Source organism: Streptomyces sp. NPDC107454, assembly GCF_055582885.1.
In genome coordinates, this window is the sequence record NZ_JBVJPA010000009.1 from 225,574 (window position 1) to 246,701 (window position 21,128).

A 21,128-nucleotide genomic window follows, 5' to 3' on the forward strand; every position below is an offset into this window, starting at 1 on the left:
GCTGCGGGGCAGGGCGCGACGGCCCCCGTGCTCAAGAGGCGGAAGGTTCTCGGAACTCGTTTGAGCAACCGTTTTTCCTTCCGAGAAGTAGAGGGCAGCGGGGTAGTGGGGTCAAGAGTCGCGGCAAGAGATTTTTCTGTTGCCCGGTGGCTGGCACTCACCCCCGGGAGGCTGCGACGATGGATGGGTCGTTGCCGTCCAGGAAAAGGTTTGCTCGTGACCGTTGCTCCAGGTTCCCGCTCCGCCGGCCCGGCGAAGCTCGCCGACGTCGCCGCCCTGGCGGGCGTCAGTGTGGGTACGGCGTCGAAGGCGCTGAACGGCGGCGGGCGCATGCGTCCCGAGACCCGCCAGCGGGTCCTTGACGCCGTCGACGCACTCGGGTTCCGGCCCAACCAGCACGCGCAGAGCCTGCACACGGGGCGGAGCTGGACGGTCGGGCTGATGACGACCGACGGCATCGGCCGCTTCAGCACCCCCGTACTGCTCGGCGCCGAGGACGCGCTCGGAGCCGGCAAGATCTCCGTCCTGCTGTGCGACACCCGCGGCGACGCGATCCGGGAACAGCACCACCTGCGCAACCTGATGGACCGCCGGGTGGACGGCATCATCGTCACCGGCCGCCGTACGGACCCCCGTCCGCCCCTGGACGGCATCGAGGACGTCCCCATCGTCTACGCGCTCTCGCCGTCCACCGACCCGGCCGACACCTCGGTGGTCTCCGACGACCGGGGCGGGGCCGTACTGGCCGTCGAGCATCTGCTGGCCGCGGGCCGCACGCGCATCGCTCACATCACCGGCCCGGAACACCACGCGGCCGCCCGCGACCGGGCCCGGCACGCGGTCGGGCATCTGGAGCGGGCCTCCCTCGGACTCTCGACGGGACGGGTGCACCACGGGGAGTGGAGCGAGGCGTGGGGGCGCCGCGCCGCCGACGCGGTCCTGCGCACGGCACCGGACACGGACGCCTTCTTCTGCGGCAACGACCAGATCGCCCGGGGCGTGGCGGACGCGCTGCGCGAGCGGGGCGTCAACGTGCCCGATGACATCGCGGTCGTCGGCTACGACAACTGGGACACCATGGCCCTGGCCAGCAGGCCGCCCCTCACGACGATCGACATGGACCTCACCGAGATCGGCCGGATCGCCGCGCTGCGACTCCTGGAAGCCATCGACGCCGACCCGGCACCGGGGGTGCACACCGTTCCGTGCCGACTGATCGTCCGCGAGTCCAGCTGAAGCGATCCGGGTTCCGGTGGGTTGGGGGTGGGGGAACGGTGGAGCAGCCGGAGTTCAGCGTTGTGCTGACCGGGACCGGCGGCCGGAGGATGGACGTCGTCCAGGCGGCTTGGTCGATCAGCGGTCTGAGCGCGTGGCGGAGTGCGCGGCTGCTGGAATCCGTCCCGGTCGTGGTCGTCGAGGACGCATGGGTCCGGGGCGGCCGTGGACGCTGTGGCACGTCTGAATGCCGTCGGCACCGACGCGAGCCTGCTGTGCGGGTGGTGCGAGCGCGCGATGGTCCCCGGAACGGGGCCGGTGGACTCGGGACCGTGCGCGTCCCCCGCTTGGCCTTCGGCGCAGTGCCCGGCCGGCCGTCCCAGGCGCTGACCGGGGCCGAGAGGGGGCAGTCGTTCGCTCGCTCGCAAGGCCCGCCGTACTCAGGTCCGGCGCGTGTCATGAGCCGACCGATCGTCCTGACCATGGCGGCACGGGCCCGGGCGAGCACCGGCGATCCGAACCGACGAGCAGTACGACCGCTTGGGACAGGCGGGCCGGGTCGCCCTCGGCACCCCGCACGGGACGGCCGCCGCCGGCATCCTGTACCCGTGCTCTGATCCCACGGTCGGCGCCGGGCGCAGCCGTCAGCCGCTTGCGTCAGCTCAGTGCGTGCTGCCCTGATCGCCACGCTCGGCGTGAGCGAGCGGTCTCCCGAACGTCGCGTTCCAGCGTCCGGCACGACCGCTGAACTCGGTGGCGGTCAGCGGCGGTACGTCGATCCGCCAGAACGACGACTCCGGCGCCCCGAGGGCCCGAACGGCCGCGGCTCGTACGATTTCCGGCTCCACCACGGCGACGGTCCGGCCGGAGAACCGCGCGGCCTCGTCCAGCCAGGCCGCGACCCGCTCGCACAACTGGTGCACCGACTCGCCGCCGTGCGGTGCGGCGGTGGGGTCAGCCAGCCAGAGGGCGACGGCGTCCGGAGCGTCGGCGCTGACGTCGGCCAGCGTACGGCCCCGCCAACCGCCCACGTCGAGCCCGGCCGGAGCGGTGTCGACAGCGCCGTCGAACCCCAACGCCGAGGCGGTCTCCCGGCATCGCGGGGTGGGGGATACGAGTACCCGCTGTGCCGCAGGAAGGGAGCCCGCGGCCGATCGCGCTCGCGCGGCGCCGGTGGCGTCGAGCGGGCATCCGTCGTCGAAGCGTGCCTCCCGCAGCGCCGCACTGATCGCGGGAGAGATCATCATCACTCGGCTCGTCATTCGCCCACCCTCATGTCCGACTTCCCTGTCCGCCCGGGCCGGTGGGACTCCGGATCACCGGGTGTGTCGTGGAGGGCGGCGAGGTGCTCGAGCAGCAGGCCTTCGCGGGTGGACCAGGGGCAGACCTCGACCGCCTTCGCCTCGCAGGCCTCCATGAGGGCCTCGGCGACCAGGGCTCCGGCCAGCGACTGCTCGGCGCGGTGCCGGGAGATGCCGGGGAGCTTGGCGCGGCGCGCCGGATTCGCGGCGGCCAGTACCGGGACGGAGGCACTCAACTGGGACAGGGCCAGCTTCCGTTGCGAGCGGTGTGCCTTGCCCCGGGCGGCGGCGAGCCGGGCGAGCTGCTCGAAGGTCTTGGAGCAGGCCAGTACACGGGTGCCCGGTTCCGCCCGCGGCAGATCGGGGACGGCTTCCAGCTTTCGACGCAGATACCGACGGATCTCGGTGAGACCCTGCTTGGACGGGGCGATGCCGCCGGGCAGCCAGTCCCGGGTGATTCTGCGGGCGCCCAGGGGCAGGGAGTGGACGGTGTGCGGCTGGTCTCCGGTACCCGAGGCGATCTCCACGGTGCCGCCGCCGACGTCCAGGACCAGCAGCCGGCCGGCCGGCGGGCCGACCCACTGGCGGGCGGCCACGTAGGCAAGCCGCGCTTCCTCTTCGCCGTCCAGCACGCTCAGTTGGGTGCCGGTTCGGCGCGCCACGCGCCTGATGACCTCGTCACGGTTGGGCGCGTCCCGGATGACGGAGGTGGCGAACGCGAACATGTCGGTGCCGCGCAGTCGGGGGTCGGAGGCGATCGCCTGGGCGACGGCGCGCTCGACGCTCTCCACCCCGGCGTCGTCGAGCCGCCCCTTGCGGTCGAGCGTCTCGTGCAGTCGCAGCCGCACCTTGTGGGAGAACACCGGCTCCATCACATGGCCCGGCCGCGATCGCACCACCGTGAGCAGAGCGCTGTGGCACCCGACGTCGAGTACACCGGCCTGCCGCATCCCATCGCCTCCCCTGGTCTCGTTTCCTCCATGTCGGAACGGATCGACTGCGTCTCCCCGTCGTCCGACGGCCCCGTCACCGACGTGCCGGGACTTCACCGGTCCACTGCGTGCACGTTCCCTCACCAACCGTGTACCCTACGTGCCGCTCGAACGAGACGGAGCCACGGTCTGCGCGAACCTGGCGGGAGGGCCGACGGCCTCACGCCTCCTGCCGGGCGGTATCGATCTCGCTGATCAGGTTCTCGACACGGGCCTTGATCTCGTCCCGGATGGGGCGCACGGACTCCACACCCTTGCCCGCCGGGTCCTCCAGGGCCCAGTCGAGGTACTTCTTGCCGGGGAAGACCGGGCAGGCGTCGCCGCAGCCCATGGTGATCACGTGGTCGGACGCCTGGACCGCCTCGGTGGTGAGGAGCTTCGGCTGCCGGCCGGTGATGTCGACGCCGACCTCCCGCATGGCCTCGACCGCGGCCGGGTTGACCTGCTCGCCCGGGATCGAACCGGCCGAGCGGACCTCGATCCGGTCGCCCGCGAGCTGCGAAAGGAAGCCGGCCGCCATCTGTGAACGCCCGGCGTTGTGCACACAGACGAACAGCACGGAGGCGAGCGGAGTGGCAGACATCGGTACTTCTTTCGCGGTCAACGGGTCGTGCGGGGGGTGAGTGTCGGCCCGGAGGGCGTGAACCCTGATCGGCGTCGGCCGGAAACTCGTATCAGCCTCGAGTGATGTGACAGTATCAGTCCATGCTGACGTCAGCCGATGCTGATCTGATGCGGGTCCTGGCCGACCCGCTCAGGCTCCGGATCGTGACCCTCCTCGCCCGGGAGACGCTCTGCACCACGCACCTGATCGAGGAGACGGGCGCCAAGCAGACCAACCTCTCCAACCACCTGAAGGTGCTGCGCGAGTCCGGGTTGGTGGAGACGGAGCCCTGCGGCCGGTTCGTCTACTACCGGCTCAGGCCCGAGGCCCTCGCCACCCTCGCCGGTCGATTCGCCGACTTCGCCGAAACCGCGCGCACCACCGCCGAGAACAACACCAAGCGGTCCTGCCCCTGATCTGCCGTCAGCTTCTTTCCCCCGCTCGCTTCCCCGGTTGCGGGGCGCTGAACGGACACGCGGTCAGGCAGCCTGGGACGCGCCGGCCAGTGCTTGGGAGTCGACGGCGTCCTCGCCGTACAGGTCCTGCACCCAGTTGGTCTGGTAGATGGTCTCCAGGTACCGCTCACCCAGATCCGGGGCGATGGCCACCGCGGTCAGCTCCCGCCCCTCGTGCCGGGCCAGCCAGTCCATCGCGCCGCTGACCACCGTGCCGGTGGACCCTCCGAACAGAAACCCGCGCCCGGCCAGCCCGTGACAGGCCCGGATGGTGTCGGTCTCCGCCACGCGCACCACGTCGTCCACATAGGACTCGTCCAGCATCGGCGGGCGTCTGCTGGCGCCCAGACCCGGAATCATCCGCCGACCGGCGTCGCCCCCGAACGTCACGGAGCCCACGCTGTCCACGGCCACGATGCGCACCGGTCGGTGCCACTCGCGGAAGTAGCGCGCGCAGCCCATCAGGGTCCCGGTGGTGCCGGCCCCGACGAACAGGACGTCCAGGTCCGGGAACTGCCGGGCGATGGCCGGTGCGGTCCTGCGGTAGTGGGCCATGCCGTTGTTGGGGTTGGTGTACTGGTTGAGCCACACGTAGCGGTCCTCGGAGGCGCACAGCGCGCGGACGTGGTCGATGCGCGCGCCGAGGAAGCCGCTGACGGGGTCGGGTTCGGTGATGACGTGGACCTGGCCTCCCAGGGCCTCCATCACCAACCGGGTCGCCAGGTTGCAGCGGGAGTCGGTCACGCACAGGAACGGGTAGCCCTTCGCGGCAGCGATCATGCTCAGGGCCACGCCCAGGTTGCCCGAGGACGACTCGACCAGAACCGAGCCCGGCGTCAGCAGGCCGTCGCGTTCGGCGGCCTCGACCATTTCGGTGGCGGCTTTGAGTTTGATCGAACCGGCGAAATTGAAGCCCTCGCACTTGAGGAACAGCGGGTGCCCGAAGATTCCCTCGAGGTCGACGAAGAGATCGTCCTCGTTGAAGTCCTGGGGGGCGGATATGACGGGCATGGTCGTCTCCTTCACTGCGGGGGTGAGATTGCCTTCCGGTCTTCCTGCCGCTGATCCGTCCGGGTCTGGCGCGGGGAGGAATGAGGAGCGGCGAGTCGCGAGTCGCCGGAACGACTCCAGTACGCCCGAATACGGACCCCCTGTCATGCCACCGAAATTCGGGACTTGACACGCGCTGTCTTCGTGCAAAAGCAGCCGTGACCTGGCCGGGCGGGGCCGTTCAGCGCAATTCCCGGGTGATTTTCCCGCGGATCGAACGGGTCCCTGTGAGACGTGGTCGTAAGCCTCCGCAACGCGCACGGAAAGCAGGGGATCGCGGGGCGACGACAGGCAAAATGGCCGGGCTATCAAGACCCATGTGCTTCGTCAAGCCCCGAAATGCAGGGGCAGGACACGAAGCCCCCGGCCGGGCCTACTGGAGAGGCGCGGACATCACGAATCCGTCCGTACCGACCGACGCTGAATGACACGTCACCGAGGAGCTCACGTGCTAGAGAAATCCGTGGAGGTCTTGACGGCCGAACCGGCTGACATCCCACCCCTCCAGGACGGCGGGGACACCGGTTCGGCGACTGACACAGAAAGGCTTCTGGCCGACGTGCTGGCCGGCGTCGTACGCGTCGAGCAGGTTCCGGTCGACAGCCACTTCTTCAACGACCTGGGTGCCGATTCCCTGGTGATGGCCCAGTTCTGCGCGCGGGTCAGGAAGCGGGGGGACATGCCTGCGGTGTCGATGAAGGACATCTACCGGCACCCCACCATCCGGAGCCTGGCCACCGCGCTCGTCGATGCCGCTCCTGCTCCCACCCCTGTCCCCGCTCCCGTCCCGGCCCCGTCCGTGGAAGCGCGGACACCGACCGATGTACGGGCAGCGGCCGAGGGGACGGCGCGGGCCGAGGCGCGGGCGGCGGCTCGTACGCGGCGCTACGTCGTCTGTGGAGTGCTGCAGTTCCTGATCTTCCTGGGCTATTCCTGCCTTGTCGCCCTGGCCGTCGAGGAAGGTCAGCAGTGGATCTCCGCGGGATCAGGCCTGTTCGACCTCTATCTGCGGTCCGTCCTGCTCGCCGGCGCGGGCTTCCTCGGCCTGTGCGCCTTTCCGATCGTGGTGAAGTGGACGCTCGTCGGCCGCTGGCGGTCCGGGGAGTTCCCTCTGTGGGGCATGGCCTATCTGCGCTTCTGGGTCGTCAAGACGTTGATCCGCACCAGCCCCGTGCGTCTGTTCGCCGGTTCACCGCTCTACGTGCTCTACCTCAGGGCGCTCGGCGCACGGATCGGCAAGGGCGTCACGATCCTCACCCACACGATCCCGGTCTGCACCGACCTGCTCACCGTCGGCGAGGGCACGATCATCCGTAAGGACGTGCTGCTGTCCTGCTACCGCGCCCACGCGGGCGTGATCCAGACCGGCCCGGTCACCCTCGGCAGCAACGTGCTCGTCAGTGAGCACACGGTCCTCGACATCGAGACCTCGATGGGCGACGGCGCCCAGCTGGGCCACGCCTCCTCCCTGCACACCGGCCAGGTGGTGCCCGCAGGCGAACGCCGACACGGCTCCCCCGCGCAGCCGACCGAGGTGGACTACCGGAGGGTCGCCCCCGCCGACTGCCCCACCGCCAAAAGGACCGCGTACGGAGTCGTGCAGCTGCTGAGCCTGCTGGCGGTGTACCTGCCGCTGGCGCTGGGCGGCGTGACAGCCCTGCTCACGGGGCTCCCACAGCTTCAGACGCTCCTGAACCCGCAGCCGATGGCCAGCCCGGCGTTCTACGTCGATGCCCTGATCGCCTCCGTGGTCCTCCTCTTCGGATCCCTGCTCGCCGCCCTCTTCGTCGTGGGCACCGTGCCGCGTCTTCTGAGCCGGGCCGTCGAACCCGGCAAGGTCTATCCGCTGTACGGCTTCCACTACGGCATTCAGCGGGCGATCGCGGTGATGACCAACAGGAAGTCCCTCACCACCCTCTTCGGCGACAGTTCCGGCATCGTCCACTATCTGCGCTACCTCGGATACGACCTGTCCCGCGTTCAGCAGACCGGTTCGAACTTCGGCACCGAAGTGCAGCACGAGAATCCGTACCTGAGCTCGGTCGGCACCGGCACCATGATCGCCGACGGACTGTCCATCATGAACGCCGACTTCTCCAGCACGTCCTTCCGCGTGTCCCGCACGGCGATCGGGCCGCACAACTTCCTCGGAAACCGCATCGCCTACCCCGCGCAGGGCAGGACCGGAGACAACTGCCTGCTCGCGACGAAGGTCATGGTCCCCATCGACGGACCCGTGCGCGAAGGCGTGGGCCTGCTGGGCTCACCCAGCTTCGAGATCCCGCGCACGGTGATGCGCGACAACCGGTTCAACCACCTCGAGACCGGCGCCGAACTGCGCCGCCGCCTGGCCGCCAAGAACAGGCACAACGCGGCGACCGCCGGCCTGTATCTGCTCGCGCGGCTGATCCACTTGTTCGTGATCACCCTCATCACCATGGGCGCGGTCGACCTCTACCCCTCGTTCGGCGCACTGGCGATCGCACTGGCCAGTGTCCTCACCCTCACATACACCGTCGTCCACTTCGCGCTCGTCGAGCGGGCCTCCACCGGATTCAAGCCCCAGAAGCCGCTGTACTGCTCGATCTACGAACCCTCCTTCTGGCGCCACGAACGCTTCTGGAAGATGGCCTCGGTCCACTACATCCAGGCCTTCGACGGCACCCCGTTCAAGAACGTGATCTGGCGGCTGCTGGGGGCCCGGATCGGCAAGCGGGTCTTCGACGACGGCTGCTTCTTCCCGGAGCGCACCCTCGTCACCATCGGCGACGACAGCACGCTGAACGCGGGCACCGTGGTCCAGTGCCACTCGCAGGAGGACGGCGCCTTCAAGTCCGACCGCAGCGCCCTCGGCAACGGCTGCACCCTCGGGGTCGGTGCCTTCGTCCACTACGGCGTCACGATCGCGGACGGCGCCGCGCTGGCCCCCGACTCCTTCCTCATGAAGGGCGAGGAAATCCCCTCGCACGCCCAATGGGGAGGCAACCCCGCCCGGGAAATGCCGGACCACAAGACCCAGGTCGAGGCCGGTGAGGAACCCCACGCCAACCAGACCGCCCCGGCTCGCTGTCTCTGACACCGCGCACCGCAGACAAGCAGAGGAAAGACCCGATGGCAACGCATGCGAGTTCCAGCCGGACCGGCCGTGCATACTGGCGCGGCGTACTGACAGCCGGGGGCTTCACGCCCGCCCCACGCTGGACCCTTCAGCCGGTGCCCGGCGTGGGGGAGTACGAGACACCGGTCCCCGACGACACCGTGACCGGGCTGCGCCGACTGGTGGCGGAGCTGGCGGTACCACTGCCCTCGCTCCTGCTGACCGCGCACGCCAAGGTGCTCGCGGCACTGTCCGGAGAGCGGGAGATCACCACCGGCTGCGTCGCCCGGGGCGGCAGCCCGCTCCTGTGCCGCCTCACCACCGCACCCGCCTCCTGGCGTGCGCTGCTGCACCGCACCCACCAGGTCGCCACCGAACTGTCCGCACACCAGGACGTCCCGGCCGAGGACATCGAGGCTCTCATGAGCGAACTGGGCCTGACCGGGCCGCTGTTCGAGACCGTCCTCGACCTCACCGAGACCGTCCTTGCCCCCGCCGAGACCGTCAGCGACACCGTCTGCGATCCCGCCGCGAGCGACGGAGCCCTCACCGAGGACACCGCACTTCGGGTAGGCGTCCGTCACCACGACGGGCGGCTCGTCCTGCGGCTGCGCTACCGCACCGACGCGCTCGACGCCGACAGCGCCGCCCGTATCGCCGGCTACCACCTGACCGCGCTCGCGCTGATCACCGCCGACCCCGATGCCGAGCACACACGGCAGAGCCTGCTGTCCGCCGGGGAGTTGCGGTTCCAGCTCGACCAACTGGCCGGTCCGGACCGGGAACTGCCCGATGCGCGGATGCACGAGTTGTTCGAGGACCGGGTGCGCGAGCATCCGGACGCCGTCGCCGCCGTGCACGCCGACCGGCAGTGGACGTACGCGGAGCTCAACGCCCGGGCCAACCGGCTCGCCCGCGCCCTAGTAGCTCGTGGGCTCGCCCGCGAGGGCGTCGTCGCGGTGGTGACCGAACGCAATCTGGACTGGCTGGCCGCCGTCATCGCGGTCTTCAAGGCCGGAGGCGCCTACCTCCCCATCGAGCCGCACTTCCCGGCCGCACGCATCGCCGCCACCCTCTCCCGCGCCGCATGCACGCTGGTGCTGACCGAGCGCGGCAGTACCACCACCCTCGACCAGGCCCTCGACTCCCTTCCCGGAACCGAGCGGCTCCTCGTCGACACGGCCTACGCGGAAGACCAACCCGACGGTGATCTCGGCATCCCGGTCACGCCCGGCCAACTCGCCTACATCTACTTCACCTCCGGCTCCACGGGTGAGCCGAAGGGCGCGATGTGCGAGCACGCGGGGATGCTCAACCACCTCTACGCCAAGATCGACGACCTCCAGGTCGGCGAGGGGCACGTGGTCGCCCAGACCGCGCCCCAGTGCTTCGACATCTCCCTGTGGCAGTTGGTCTGCGCACTGCTGGTCGGCGGCCGGACCTTGCTGGTCGCACAGGACGTCATCCTCGACGTACCCCGTTTCCTCGACACCCTCACCGACGGCGAGGTCACCGTCCTCCAGGTCGTGCCCTCCTACCTCGAAGCCGTCCTGACGGAGCTCGAACAGCGTCCCCGCCCGCTGCCCGACCTGCGGTACGTGTCGGTCACCGGCGAGGCGTTGAAGAAGGAGCTCGCCGAGCGCTGGTTCGCCGTCCAGCCCGGGATCAAGCTGGTCAACGCCTACGGGCTGACCGAGACCTCGGACGACACCAACCACGAGGTCATGGACCGGGCGCCGGAGCGCATCCTGCTCGGCCGCGCGGTCAACAACGTGCGCGTCCACGTCGTCGACGAACACCTCACCCCGGTGCCGCTCGGCGCCCCCGGTCTGATCGTGTTCTCCGGCGTCTGCGTCGGGCGCGGCTACATCAACGACCCCGAACTCACCCGGGCCTCCTACCTGGTCGATCCGCACCGCGAAGGCACACGGCTCTACCTCGGCGGCGACCACGGCCGCTGGCACCCCTCGGGAAAGCTGGAGTTCCTGGGCCGCCGCGACGCCCAGGTCAAGATCCGCGGGTTCCGGATCGAGATCGGTGAGATCGAGAACACCCTGCTCCGTCTCCCCGGTGTCCGCGACGGCGCGGTGGTGACGGTCGAACGCGCCGACCGGAGCAAGCACCTGGTCGCCTTCTACTCCGGCCCGAAGCCCCTGGACACCGGGACCCTCATCGACCGGCTCGCCGAGTCGCTGCCCGAGTACATGGTCCCGTCGGCCTTCCACTGGCGCGAAAGCCTGCCGCTGACCGCCAACGGCAAGATCGACAAGAAGGCCCTGGCGGCACTCGCCGAAGAACCCGTCACCACCGACGACGAGCATCAGCCGCCGGCCACCCCGACCGAGCAGCGTCTCGCGGCCGCCTGGGCGAAAGTCCTCGGCGTCCCGCAAGACCGGATCGGACGCGGCGACCACTTCTTCGACCGCGGCGGCACCTCCCTCTCGGCGGTGAAGCTCGCCATCGCCCTGGACCGCGCCGTGTCCCTCAAGGACGTCACCGCACACCCGGTCCTCACCGACCTCGCCGCTCTGGTCGACCACGGACCCCAACGCCACACGACCCCGCCACCGGCCTCCGCCTGACCGACGTCGAAAGGAACAGCACCATGCCGTACGCGACCCCGACGCCCCCCATCGAGGCGGACCCGCACCCCGGCGACACCTTCCAAGGACCACGCGAGGGCCTGCTCGCCATGGCCGAGCCGGTGCGCCGGGCCGCGTGGCCGCCGACCGGCGAGGTGAGCGCCGTATGACCACCGTCCGTTCCATCGCACTGGAGCCCGTCATGTCCCAGCCGCACCTCGTGCCGACTTTCGCAGTGATCTCCGGCGCCCAGGTCCAGCACGCCCTTCAGGACCGGGAGAAGCAGATCGTGGACCTCGTCGAGGCCACCTATCACCTGCACGCCGCCGGAGAGTCGGTCAACCCCCCGTCCTACTTCCTGCGCTTCCCCGACCGGCCCACCGCCCGGATCATCGCGCTGCCCGCCTCGATCGGCGGACCGGCGCCGGTGGACGGCATCAAATGGATCTCCAGCTTTCCCGACAACGTCCGGGCCGGCATCCCCAGGGCCTCCGCGGTACTGATCCTCAACGACCACGACACGGGCTACCCCTTCGCCTGCCTGGAAAGCTCCATCATCAGCGCCACCAGAACCGCCGCGTCGGCGGCGCTGGCCGCCGACCACCTCACCCGCAACCGGCTGCGCCCCATCCGCATCGGCTTCTTCGGTACGGGCCTGATCGCCCGCTACATCCACACTTTCCTGACCGCCCTGGGATGGTCCTTCGAGGAGACCGGCGTGTACGACCTGTCAGGCGACAGCGCCGCCGGATTCCGCGACCACGTCCAACAGAGCGACGCCGCGGGACAGGTCACCGTGCACGAGAGTGCCGAGGCGGTCATCCGCTCCAGCGACCTCGTCGTCTTCGCCACCATCGCGGGTGAGCCGCACATCGGCGACCCGGCCTGGTTCGACCACAACCCCCTGGTCCTGCATGTGTCCCTGCGCGACCTCGCACCCGAGATCATCCTCGCCTCGGCGAACATCGTCGACGACGTCGACCACTGCCTCAAGGCCGGCACGTCCCCCCATCTGGCCGAGCAGCTCACCGGCAACCGCGACTTCCTGCACGGAACACTCGCCGACGTCATCTCCGGCAGGGTGACACCACCCACCGACCGGCCCCTGGTGTTCTCACCGTTCGGACTCGGTGTGCTCGACCTCGCCGTCGGCACATACGTCTACAACGAGACGGCCCGTTCCGGGCACCTTCACGTCATCGAGGACTTCTTCCACGACCTGCGCCGATACGGCTGACAGGCAGAGCTTGCTTCAGAGGGGGTGACACACGTGTTCTCGTCAACGAGAGGTGTGCTCTCAGGGTCCGATGAGATCGGCCCAGCGAGTGATCCCGCCGGAGTGGACACGTATGCCGTGCCGAGCTGCCAGCGCGTGGACGATCTCCTGGCCCCGGCCGTGCTCGTCCGGATCGATTCCGGGGGGCGACTGTCCGGCTGGAAGCGCGGATCCCGCGTCGGTGACCTCGACGCGCAGAGTGCTGAGCCCCTCGGCCCGCACCCAGGACAGCCGCAGCTCAGCCGGGGGCAGGGCGTGGACGATCGCGTTGGTGAGCAGCTCCGAGACCACCAGAAGACAGTCCTCGGCGATCTCGCAGGACACGTTCCAGTCGGCGAGGACCGCCTTCACGCGCCGGCGTGCGGCCGAGACGACCTCGGCGACGTGGGGCAGCGGACCGACGTGTTCGACCGCCTCCCGAAGCATCGTATTGAGCTGTGCCGCCATGTCTTCTCCTCCGGTGAGCGCTGTCGGCCGGTTGCCGAGCCTCAGCGCGCGTTGCCGGGCCGAAGTGAACGTTAGGAAGCGAAGTGAGGTCGGTCAATGAACGGCGGTCGCCATTACCGAACGCTCACCTTCACCTGGTGGTGTACCTGCGGCGGCCTGCACGTAAAGCGAACCCTCCGTGGCGGTACTAGGCTCGCCTCATGGCCGGCCCAGTCCAGTCGATCGAACGGGCGGCGGCGATCTTGCGTCTGCTCGCTGGCGGGCCCCGTCGACTCGGGCTCGGCGAGGTGGCGGCCTCGCTCGGGCTGGCGAAGGGCACGGCGCACGGCATTCTCCGCACCCTCCAGCACGTGGATTTCGTGGAGCAGGACGCGTCGACGGGGAAGTACCAGCTCGGCGCGGCGCTGCTGCACCTCGGCACCAGCTACCTCGACATCAACGAGCTACGGTCGCGCTCCATCAACTGGGCCGATGCCCTGGCCGCCCGTAGCGGGGAAGCGGTCCGCCTGGGCACCCCCTTCGAGGGGGAGGTCCTCGTGATCCACCACGTGTTCCGGCCGGACGACACCCTCCAGACCCTGGACGTGGGTTCACTGCTGCCTCTGCACGCCTCCTCGCTGGGCAAGGTGCTGCTGGCGTACGGGACCGCGTCCCTCGAGTCGGCTTCGGCAGCCGGGCTGGAGGCCTACACCCGGCACACCCTGGTCGAACCGGCGAAGCTCACCCGGGCGCTCGCCGAGGTACGGGAAGTCGGCTGGGCCGCGGAGATCCAGGAGATGAGCATGGGGGAAGCCGGTATCGCCGCGCCGATCCGGGGGCACGGCGGCCTCGTCGTGGGTGCCGTCGGCCTCTCCGGCCCGGTCGAGAGGATCTGCGACAGCCACGGCCGTCCCCGGCCGAACCTGATCACTCTGCTCCGCGAGGCCGCACGGGCGATCTCCAGAGATCTGGGAGCAGCACGCTAGGAGAACCCCGCCTCCTCGACACATCGGAAGGCAGACCGGATCATGGTTGAACGGTATGTGATGTCCATCGATCAGGGCACCAACTCCACCCGATGCATTCTGTTCGACCACCACGGGCGGCTGGTGTCGGTCGTCCAGCGGGAGCATCAGCAGCACTTCCCCAAGCCCGGCTGGGTCGAGCACGACGCCGTCGAGATCTGGCGCAATCTACGGCGCATCATGCCCGAGGCGCTCGCCGACGCCGGTGTCGGCGCGGGAGAGGTCGCCGCCATCGGTATCGCCAATCAGCGCGAGACGACGGTGCTGTGGGACCGGCGGACGGGTGCGCCGCTGGGCAGGGCGATCGTCTGGCAGGACACACGTACGGCACCGCTCGTCGAGGACCTGAGAACCCGGCCCGGGGACGAATTCTTTCTCGAGCGTTGCGGTCTGCCCCCCTCGACCTACTTCTCGGCACCGCGGATCCGCTGGCTGTTCGACCATGTGAACGGACTGGATCAACGCGCCAAGGACGGCGAGGTGCTGTTCGGCACGATGGAGACCTGGCTGATCTGGAACCTCACCGGGGGTGCGGAAGGTGGCCTGCACATCACCGACGCCACCAACGCCAGTCGCACCATGCTGATGAACATCCGGGCCCTCACCTGGGACGAGGAGCTGCTGGAGTTCTTCGGGATTCCCCGCCCCATGCTGCCCGAGATCCGGTCCTCGGCCGAGGGCTACGGGGATGCCCGCTCGGTCCTCCCCGGTGTCCGCATCACGGCAGCTCTCGGTGATCAGCAGGCCGCCCTGTTCGGCCAGACCTGCTTCACACCGGGTGAGGCGAAGTGCACGTACGGAACGGGCAGCTTTCTGCTGCTCAACACCGGTACCGATCTCGTGCGATCCCGGCACGGACTTCTCACGACCGTCGCCTACAAGATCGGGGACCAGCCCCCGGTCTATGCCCTGGAAGGATCGATAGCCGTCACCGGCTCGCTGGTCCAGTGGTTCCGTGACCGCCTGGGGCTGATCAACAGCGCGCCGGAGATCGAGACGCTCGCGCGGACGGTCGAGGACAACGGCGGTTGCTACATCGTCCCCGCGTTCTCGGGTCTCTTCGCACCCCACTGGCGCAGCGACGCACGCGGTGTCATCGTCGGTCTCACCTCCTACATCACCAAGGGACACCTGGCCCGAGCCGTCCTGGAGGCCACCGGCTGGCAGACGCGCGAGGTCGTCGACGCCATGAACGCCGACTTCTCGGTCGCGCTGAAGGAGCTCAAGGTGGACGGCGGCATGACAGCGGACAACCTGCTCATGCAGTTCGTGGCCGATGTGCTCGATGTGCCCGTGGTGCGGCCCATGGTCGCCGAGACGGTCTCCCTCGGCGCCGCCTACGCCGCGGGGCTCGCCGCCGGCTACTGGCCGGACCTGGAAGTGCTGCGCCGCAACTGGCACCGGGCCGCCCAGTGGCTGCCGGACATGGACCCCAAGCGGCGGGACCTGGAATACGACAACTGGCAGCGTGCCGTCGAGCGGTCGCTGGGGTGGATCAAACCGCCGAGGCCCAGGTGATTCCGGGGCGACGCTGACAGCGCGCCGGAGTGACAGCGCGCCGCCCGTACCCGCGGCGTGCGGGTACGGGCGGCGCGGTGTGTGCGGCCCAGGGGGTGTTGTTATACGGAGCTGCGCCGGATGCGGCGCAGGAGCACCAGGCCCGCGATCACGAGGACCCCTCCGGCCGCGGCCGGCCAGAGATTGGTGCCGGTGTCGGCCAGATCGCCGGTGATCGCCTGCGGTTCGGTCTGCGACTGCGACTGCGACTGGGAACCTGCCTGCGACGTTTCCTGCGCTGTCGCCTGCGTGGACGGGGCGCCCGCGCCCGCGGCCGGCGTCTGCGCGCGGTGAGTCGCTTCGCTTCCGTGGTGCTCGTGCGCGGCGGCGGTGTCGCTCGCCGCGGCCGAGGGCGACGTGTCCGCCTTGGGCACGACGACGGTGTGGCCGGTACCGGTACCGGTGGTCTGGCCGCCGCGCGTCGGTTCGGTGGTGGCGGGCGTGCCGGCCGGAGGCTGCGTGGTCTGCGTGTCCGTGGGGGTTGCGGAGGCCGTCGCGTCGTTGCCGCCGGAGGAGGCGTCAGGACTCGGGGACGGCTCGCTCTGCGACGGCTCGCCCGTGCCGACACCGCCGTTGTCACCGGCACCGCCGCCGGTCCCTCCACCAACACCGTCGCCACACTGTCGGCCGGCGTTGATGCAGTCCACCATCTCCCGCATGAGGGATGCGTCGAAGACGTTGATGAAGTCGTCGTGGTCGGTGATCGCCTTGTGCACCTGCTCCGGGAACCCGTCCACGGCGTACGGGTTCTTCACCTGGCCGTTCTCGAGAGTCGGCGCGGGAACGTCGTAGAGCAGGCGCATCGTCAGCTGCGGGATCGCCTTGAAGCCGCCCGCGCAGTTGCCGCCTGCGTCGGCGAAGGCGACGTGCGTGCGGTGGTTGGCGCTGTCGATGTTCTGACCGTCCCAGCAACTCTGGAAGGCGAACGACCGCACCACGCTGCTGCCCTGGGGACAGATCGGGTACTTGTCCGTCAGCTGCACCTTGTCCTCGAAGCCGGTGCAGCTCCAGTGCGCGTTGGCGTTCGCGGGGCCGTTGGTGAACGCCTTCGCGTCGCCCGTGATGATGCGCAGGAACGTCGGCATCTCGACGACCTTGCTCTGCGGGTTGCCGATGAACTCGATCTGCGCCTGCTTCGCCTGGAGGACCCTCCCGACGTTGCCCTCCAGGCCGCCACCGTTCTTGTCGGCGTCGAACTCCTGCGTACCGTCCTGCACTCGGAGCACCGGCCAGTAGTACGTGGACTTGTCGCCCTGGTTCTGGCACTTGGTCGCGGCTTTGGCGAGATCGTCGTTCGTGGCGAACGCGTCGTTCGACTGGTTGCCGACGTAGTCGTGCAGGTGGTGGGCACCGTTGGTGACACCGGGGGCGACGATCACGTTGTCGGTGTTGAACTTCTTGTTGGCGTTCACGCCGCACGAGCTGGTGAACGTGCCGGTCGAGGCGTTGCCGCTGCTGCCCGGCTTCTGCGGCACGTTCGGCTGGAGCGTCGTGATGTCCACGAAGTCCGCTGCGACGGGGCCGCTGACGGGGCTCGCGCCGCCGCCCTGCTGGCCACCGCCCTGTTGCCCGCCCTGCTGGCCGCCGTTGTTGTTCTGCTGCTGGCCGTTGCCGTTCTGCCCACCGGCGTTGTTCTGGGGCTGCTCCGCGGGGACCGCGGTGCAGGTGGCCAGCGCGTCGAGCGAGTTCGGGGCTTCGGCGCCCGCGTTCTTGAAGTCGGTCTTGATGCGGTCGATGACCGCGCCCCGCTTCTCCTTCAGCGGACCGAGGATCGCGTTCTGGACGAAGTCCGCGTCCTGTGCCTTGGCCTGCTTCTCCGAGGTCATTCGTGCGTACGCCTCGGAGACCTGCTGGTCGAGAAGGGCGAGTTCCTTGTCGACCTCCGCCCTCGCCTGCTGTGGCACCTCGGCGAGTTTGCTGCCCACGTCCGGACAGTCGATCGTGGCGGCACCCGATGCCCAGGTCTGGTTGCTCGGGTTCGCCTGACCGGGCTCACCGGCCGAGCCGCTCTCGGTCGCCGAAGCGTAGACATTGACCGCTACCAGCCCTCCGCCGCCCAGTATCAGTGCGGCTGCGGCAAAAGTTGCACGCTGTGCCCCCATGGGGCGTCTGCGCGTGTTGCGTCTCACGTGTGTACTCCTACGTCCCGTGGCAGGCCAGGCATGGAAATCCCCCATGCCATACGCAGACGGGCCCGGCAGCGTTCAAACGCCGCACGAATTCACAGCAGCCTCGTAGCTCGCGGCCAAACCTGCCACGGTGATCCCGGGCCACACCCGTCAAGCCCGCCCGTGTGCCTTCTGCGAACGGCGTGACAGCGAGTCGATGACCACCGCGGCGAAGAGAACCCCGCCCGTGATGACGAACTGGACGGCAGCCGGGGTGTCCGTGAGCGCCATGCCCGAGGCGATCGACTGGATGATCAGCATGCCGAGCGCGGCGGACCAGGTGGTGCCGCGTCCTCCGAACAGGCTGGTGCCGCCGATGACGGCTGCCGCGATGGCATTGAGCAGCAGGACGCCCGAGCCCGAACTCTGGCTCACCGAGGTGATGCGCGAGGCCAGGAACAGACCGCCGATCGCGGCCATGGTGCCTGAGATCGCGAGCACCGCGGTCTGTACCCCCGTGACACTGAGGCTGGCGCGACGGGCTGCCTCGACGCTGCCGCCGAGTGCGTAGATCTGCCGCCCGTAGTGCGTGCGGCGCAGCACGATGTCCAGGCCGGCCACCACGGCGAGGAAGATCAGGAGGGCGAGCGGCAGGCCCTGAAAGCGGTTGAGCAGATACGCGCCGGTGAACGCGATCACCGCGAGTACTCCGGTGCGCGCCACGATTCCCCGCAGCGAGCGATACGGCATGCCGACGGTCTTGCGGCGCCGCCTGTCCTCGTAGCACACGAGGAAGACCGTGGCCGCGGCGATCGCCGCCAGGCCGTAGGCGACGGCGTCATTGGTGAAGTAGTAGCTGGTCAGTTTGGCGACGAGGCCGTTCTCGTCGAGGTTGACGGTGCCGCTGGTCTCGAGGATGTACAGCATGAAGCCGTTCCAGGTGAGCAGTCCCGCGAGCGTGACGACGAACGCGGGCACCCGGGTTTTCGCGAAGGAGAAGCCCTGGATGGTTCCCGCCGCGGTACCCGTCAGCACCCCGATGATGGCGGCAAGCCACTCGGGCACGCCGTTGTTGACGTTGAGAACGGCGAAGACGGCCGCCGCGAGACCGCTGATCGAGCCGACCGACAGGTCGAGTTCACCGATCAGCAGGACGAAGACGATGCCGACCGCGATGAGGCCGGTGCCCGCGACGTCCACGCTGAGATTGGACAGGTTCCGGGGCGAGAGGAAGTGCTTGTTCAGGGACTGGAAGGTGATCCAGACCGCGGCGAGGACGAGGACGACGGGCAGTGAGCCCAGTTCGCCGGCGCTGAGCTTGCGCCGGGCGGCGGCGGCCCAGCGATCGACGACACGGGCGAGGGCACGGACGAAGGCCTGCCCGCGACGGGGCTGCGGGGCCCCGGCGTCGGGTTCGGTGGGTTCGGCCCGAGCGTTGTCCGCCGTCCTGCGCATCCCTTTCACCACCCCGACTCGTGGGAGGTCATCCGGTGGGGCACGTTCTCCGTGGCGCCGGTGATGGAGGAGATGATCTGTTCCTGAGATGCGGTGTTCACGTCGAAGAAGCCGTTGTTGCGACCGAGCCGCAGCACGGCGGCCCGGTCCGCGAGCGCTTTGACGTCGCCCAGGTTGTGACTGATGAGCAGTACGCCCAGGCCGCGGTCGCGCAGCTGGTCGACGAGGTCCAGGACCTCGCGCGTCTGCTCGAATCCCAGAGCCGCGGTCGGTTCGTCCAGAAGGAGAACCCGCGGGTTGCCCAGGAGCGAGCGGGCGATGGCGACTGTCTGCCGTTGGCCACTGGAGAGCGAGACGGTGGGAACCCGCAGATCGGGGACACCTTTGGTCAGGCGTTCCAGCAGGTGCCTGGTACGGCGCTCCATCTCCACCTCGTCGAGGAATCCGAACCTGCGGATCTCGCGCCCGAGGAAGAGGTTGCCGACGACATCGAGGTTCCCGCACAGCGCGAGGTCCTGGTAGACGGTGGCGATACCGAGGTCCCGGGCGTCGTGGGGGCGTTTGATGGGGACCGCCCGGCCTTCCCACTCGATGGTGCCCTTGTCCGCGGGGGCGACCCCGGAGATGACATTGACGAGGGTGGACTTGCCGGCCCCGTTGTCCCCGAGAAGGGCGAGGACCTGGCCGGCGTAAATCTCCAGTTCGATGTCGGTGAGGACCTCGACGACGCCATAGCGCTTGTACACGCCACGCAGCGCCAGCAAGGGGGGAGTCGGCACGGTCACCATCTCCTTCCCGGGGCCCGGACCTGCTCGGAACCCGCCTGTCAGGTGAGCCCCGCCTTGCCGCATGCGGCCGCGAGTTGAGGGGTGCAGATCTGCCGGATCGTGTAGACGCCGTCCTTCACCAGGGTGTTCTTGATGTTGCCGACGGTCACGGACACGGGGGTGAGCAGGTCGGCGGGAACCGTCCTCCCGTCGCGGGTCCGCACCTTGCCCGTGGCGATCCGGTCGAGGTTTTCATGGCGGGCCGCGGCCACGGCCATGGCCGCGGCGGCGGAAGCCTCGGGTGGAAAGGGTTTGTAGACCGTCATGTACTGATCGCCTGCGACGATGCGCCGCAGGGCTCCCAGTTCGGCGTCCTGCCCGGTGACAGGAGGCAGTGGGGCGACCTTGTTCGCCTTGAGGGCGGAGATGCTGCCGGCGGCGAGGCCGTCGTTGGCGGCGTAGACCCCGGGGATGGTGGAGGCGCCGAGGGCGGAGATGGCGCCGGACATGTCGAGGTTCGCGGTCTCCGGCCGCCACTGCAGGATGTCGTACGCCTTGCCGATCTTCACTCTGCCGTTGAGCACGGACAGCGCGCCCTTCTTGAACGCCACCGCGTTGGGGTCGCTGGGATCGCCGTTCAGCATGACGATCGCGCCGGTGCGCGCCTTGGCGCCCATCGCCTTCAGCAGTGCCCTGCCCTGGAGCCTGCCGACCTCTTCGCCGTCGAAGGAGGCATAACCGGAGATCGGGCCCTCGGAGAGACGGTCGTAGGCGATGACCGGGATACCTGCCGCATGGGCCTTCTTGACCGCGACGCCGAGCGATGTGGCGTCGACGGCCACGAGCACGATGGCATCGACTTCCCTGGTGATCATCGAGTCCATCTGTTCCTGCTGGGTGGCCACATCGCCCTTGGCGTTGACGTGCTCGACCGTGCAGTCGTGGCACAGCTCCTTGATGTTCTTGGTGAGCAGCGGCGTGTCCTGTGTCTCCCAGCGAGTCGTGGTGGCGTCCGGCAGCAGCAGGCCGATCGTCAGGTTCTCGCCACCGCCTGAGCTGTTCCCGGTGTCCTGCCCGCAGGCCGTGAGAGCGACGGCCGTCGAGATCGCGGCCATGACGACGGCCGCGCCCCGGATGCAGGCCTTCATGCGAGAGACCTCCCTGTCCTTCACCTCGCGCGGCGAGGGCCCGGTGGCAGGACGACCACGTCGTAAGTGT

The 21,128-nt window shown here is 69.2% G+C and carries 16 protein-coding genes and 1 pseudogene; 8 read left to right on the forward strand and 9 right to left on the reverse strand.

All coding sequences use genetic code 11. The features are described 5' to 3' along the window. Positions 1-216: 216 nt before the first annotated feature. Positions 217-1,236: a LacI family DNA-binding transcriptional regulator gene (locus tag ACZ69M_RS24400; protein WP_470052801.1), complete on the forward strand. Its 1,020-nt coding sequence runs from the start codon at positions 217-219 to the stop codon at positions 1,234-1,236. Between the two features lie 641 nt (positions 1,237-1,877). Here ACZ69M_RS24400 and ACZ69M_RS24405 read toward each other — a convergent pair. The 3 genes from ACZ69M_RS24405 to ACZ69M_RS24415 form a co-directional block, all read right to left on the reverse strand. Next, positions 1,878-2,477 (reverse strand): histidine phosphatase family protein, encoded by a 600-nt coding sequence (locus ACZ69M_RS24405; protein ID WP_470052802.1) that lies wholly within the window; start codon positions 2,475-2,477, stop codon positions 1,878-1,880. Beyond that, positions 2,474-3,466 (reverse strand): Ppx/GppA phosphatase family protein, encoded by a 993-nt coding sequence (locus tag ACZ69M_RS24410; RefSeq protein ID WP_470052804.1) that lies wholly within the window; start codon positions 3,464-3,466, stop codon positions 2,474-2,476. The genes ACZ69M_RS24405 and ACZ69M_RS24410 overlap by 4 nt, the downstream gene beginning before the upstream one ends. A 202-nt stretch (positions 3,467-3,668) precedes the next feature. After that, on the reverse strand, positions 3,669-4,091 hold the full coding sequence (locus tag ACZ69M_RS24415; RefSeq protein WP_470052806.1) for an arsenate reductase ArsC: 423 nt from the start codon (positions 4,089-4,091) through the stop codon (positions 3,669-3,671). Between the two features lie 122 nt (positions 4,092-4,213). On the opposite strand from ACZ69M_RS24415, the gene ACZ69M_RS24420 reads away from it, so the two are divergent. Further along, positions 4,214-4,528 carry an ArsR/SmtB family transcription factor gene (locus tag ACZ69M_RS24420; protein WP_470052808.1) on the forward strand — a complete coding sequence of 105 codons (315 nt, stop codon included), beginning with the start codon at positions 4,214-4,216 and terminating at the stop codon, positions 4,526-4,528. 63 nt (positions 4,529-4,591) lie between these two features. On the opposite strand, the gene sbnA is transcribed toward ACZ69M_RS24420, so the two are convergent. Then, complete coding sequence (sbnA, locus tag ACZ69M_RS24425; RefSeq protein ID WP_470052810.1) at positions 4,592-5,578, reverse strand: 2,3-diaminopropionate biosynthesis protein SbnA; 987 nt, start codon at positions 5,576-5,578, stop codon at positions 4,592-4,594. 463 nt (positions 5,579-6,041) lie between these two features. Here sbnA and ACZ69M_RS24430 point away from each other — a divergent pair, with 463 nt between their 5' ends. From ACZ69M_RS24430 to sbnB, 4 genes and pseudogenes are all read left to right on the forward strand, one after another. Further along, positions 6,042-8,693, forward strand: a complete 2,652-nt coding sequence (locus ACZ69M_RS24430) for a Pls/PosA family non-ribosomal peptide synthetase (protein WP_470052812.1) — start codon at positions 6,042-6,044, stop codon at positions 8,691-8,693. A 35-nt stretch (positions 8,694-8,728) separates the two neighbouring features. After that, positions 8,729-11,266: pseudogene (locus ACZ69M_RS24435) on the forward strand (non-ribosomal peptide synthetase); the annotation flags it as partial. A 53-nt stretch (positions 11,267-11,319) separates the two neighbouring features. Next, positions 11,320-11,466, forward strand: a complete 147-nt coding sequence (locus ACZ69M_RS24440) for a hypothetical protein (protein WP_470052813.1) — start codon at positions 11,320-11,322, stop codon at positions 11,464-11,466. Next, entirely contained in the window at positions 11,463-12,533 is a 1,071-nt protein-coding gene (gene sbnB, locus ACZ69M_RS24445; protein ID WP_470052815.1) for a 2,3-diaminopropionate biosynthesis protein SbnB, read from the forward strand. The genes ACZ69M_RS24440 and sbnB overlap by 4 nt, the downstream gene beginning before the upstream one ends. A 60-nt stretch (positions 12,534-12,593) precedes the next feature. Here sbnB and ACZ69M_RS24450 read toward each other — a convergent pair whose 3' ends face one another. Then, entirely contained in the window at positions 12,594-13,019 is a 426-nt protein-coding gene (locus tag ACZ69M_RS24450; RefSeq protein WP_470052817.1) for an ATP-binding protein, read from the reverse strand. A 200-nt stretch (positions 13,020-13,219) separates the two neighbouring features. Between ACZ69M_RS24450 and ACZ69M_RS24455 the strand changes: the two genes are divergently transcribed. Together ACZ69M_RS24455 and glpK are read left to right on the forward strand one after the other, a co-directional pair. Next, a complete protein-coding gene (locus tag ACZ69M_RS24455) occupies positions 13,220-13,984 on the forward strand; it encodes an IclR family transcriptional regulator (protein ID WP_470052819.1) in 765 nt (254 codons plus the stop codon). Between the two features lie 42 nt (positions 13,985-14,026). Continuing rightward, positions 14,027-15,541, forward strand: a complete 1,515-nt coding sequence (gene glpK / locus ACZ69M_RS24460; protein WP_470052821.1) for a glycerol kinase GlpK — start codon at positions 14,027-14,029, stop codon at positions 15,539-15,541. Positions 15,542-15,642: 101 nt separating this feature from the next. Here glpK and ACZ69M_RS24465 read toward each other — a convergent pair whose 3' ends face one another. From ACZ69M_RS24465 to ACZ69M_RS24480, 4 genes are all read right to left on the reverse strand, one after another. After that, positions 15,643-17,682: a DUF1996 domain-containing protein gene (locus ACZ69M_RS24465; protein WP_470053187.1), complete on the reverse strand. Its 2,040-nt coding sequence runs from the start codon at positions 17,680-17,682 to the stop codon at positions 15,643-15,645. 177 nt (positions 17,683-17,859) lie between these two features. Further along, positions 17,860-19,143, reverse strand: coding sequence for a sugar ABC transporter permease (locus ACZ69M_RS24470; protein ID WP_470052823.1), 1,284 nt, complete (start codon positions 19,141-19,143; stop codon positions 17,860-17,862). 5 nt (positions 19,144-19,148) lie between these two features. Next, a complete protein-coding gene (locus ACZ69M_RS24475) occupies positions 19,149-19,931 on the reverse strand; it encodes an ATP-binding cassette domain-containing protein (RefSeq protein WP_470052825.1) in 783 nt (260 codons plus the stop codon). Between the two features lie 38 nt (positions 19,932-19,969). Next, positions 19,970-21,058, reverse strand: a complete 1,089-nt coding sequence (locus ACZ69M_RS24480) for a substrate-binding domain-containing protein (protein WP_470052827.1) — start codon at positions 21,056-21,058, stop codon at positions 19,970-19,972. Between the last annotated feature and the right edge of the window lie 70 nt (positions 21,059-21,128).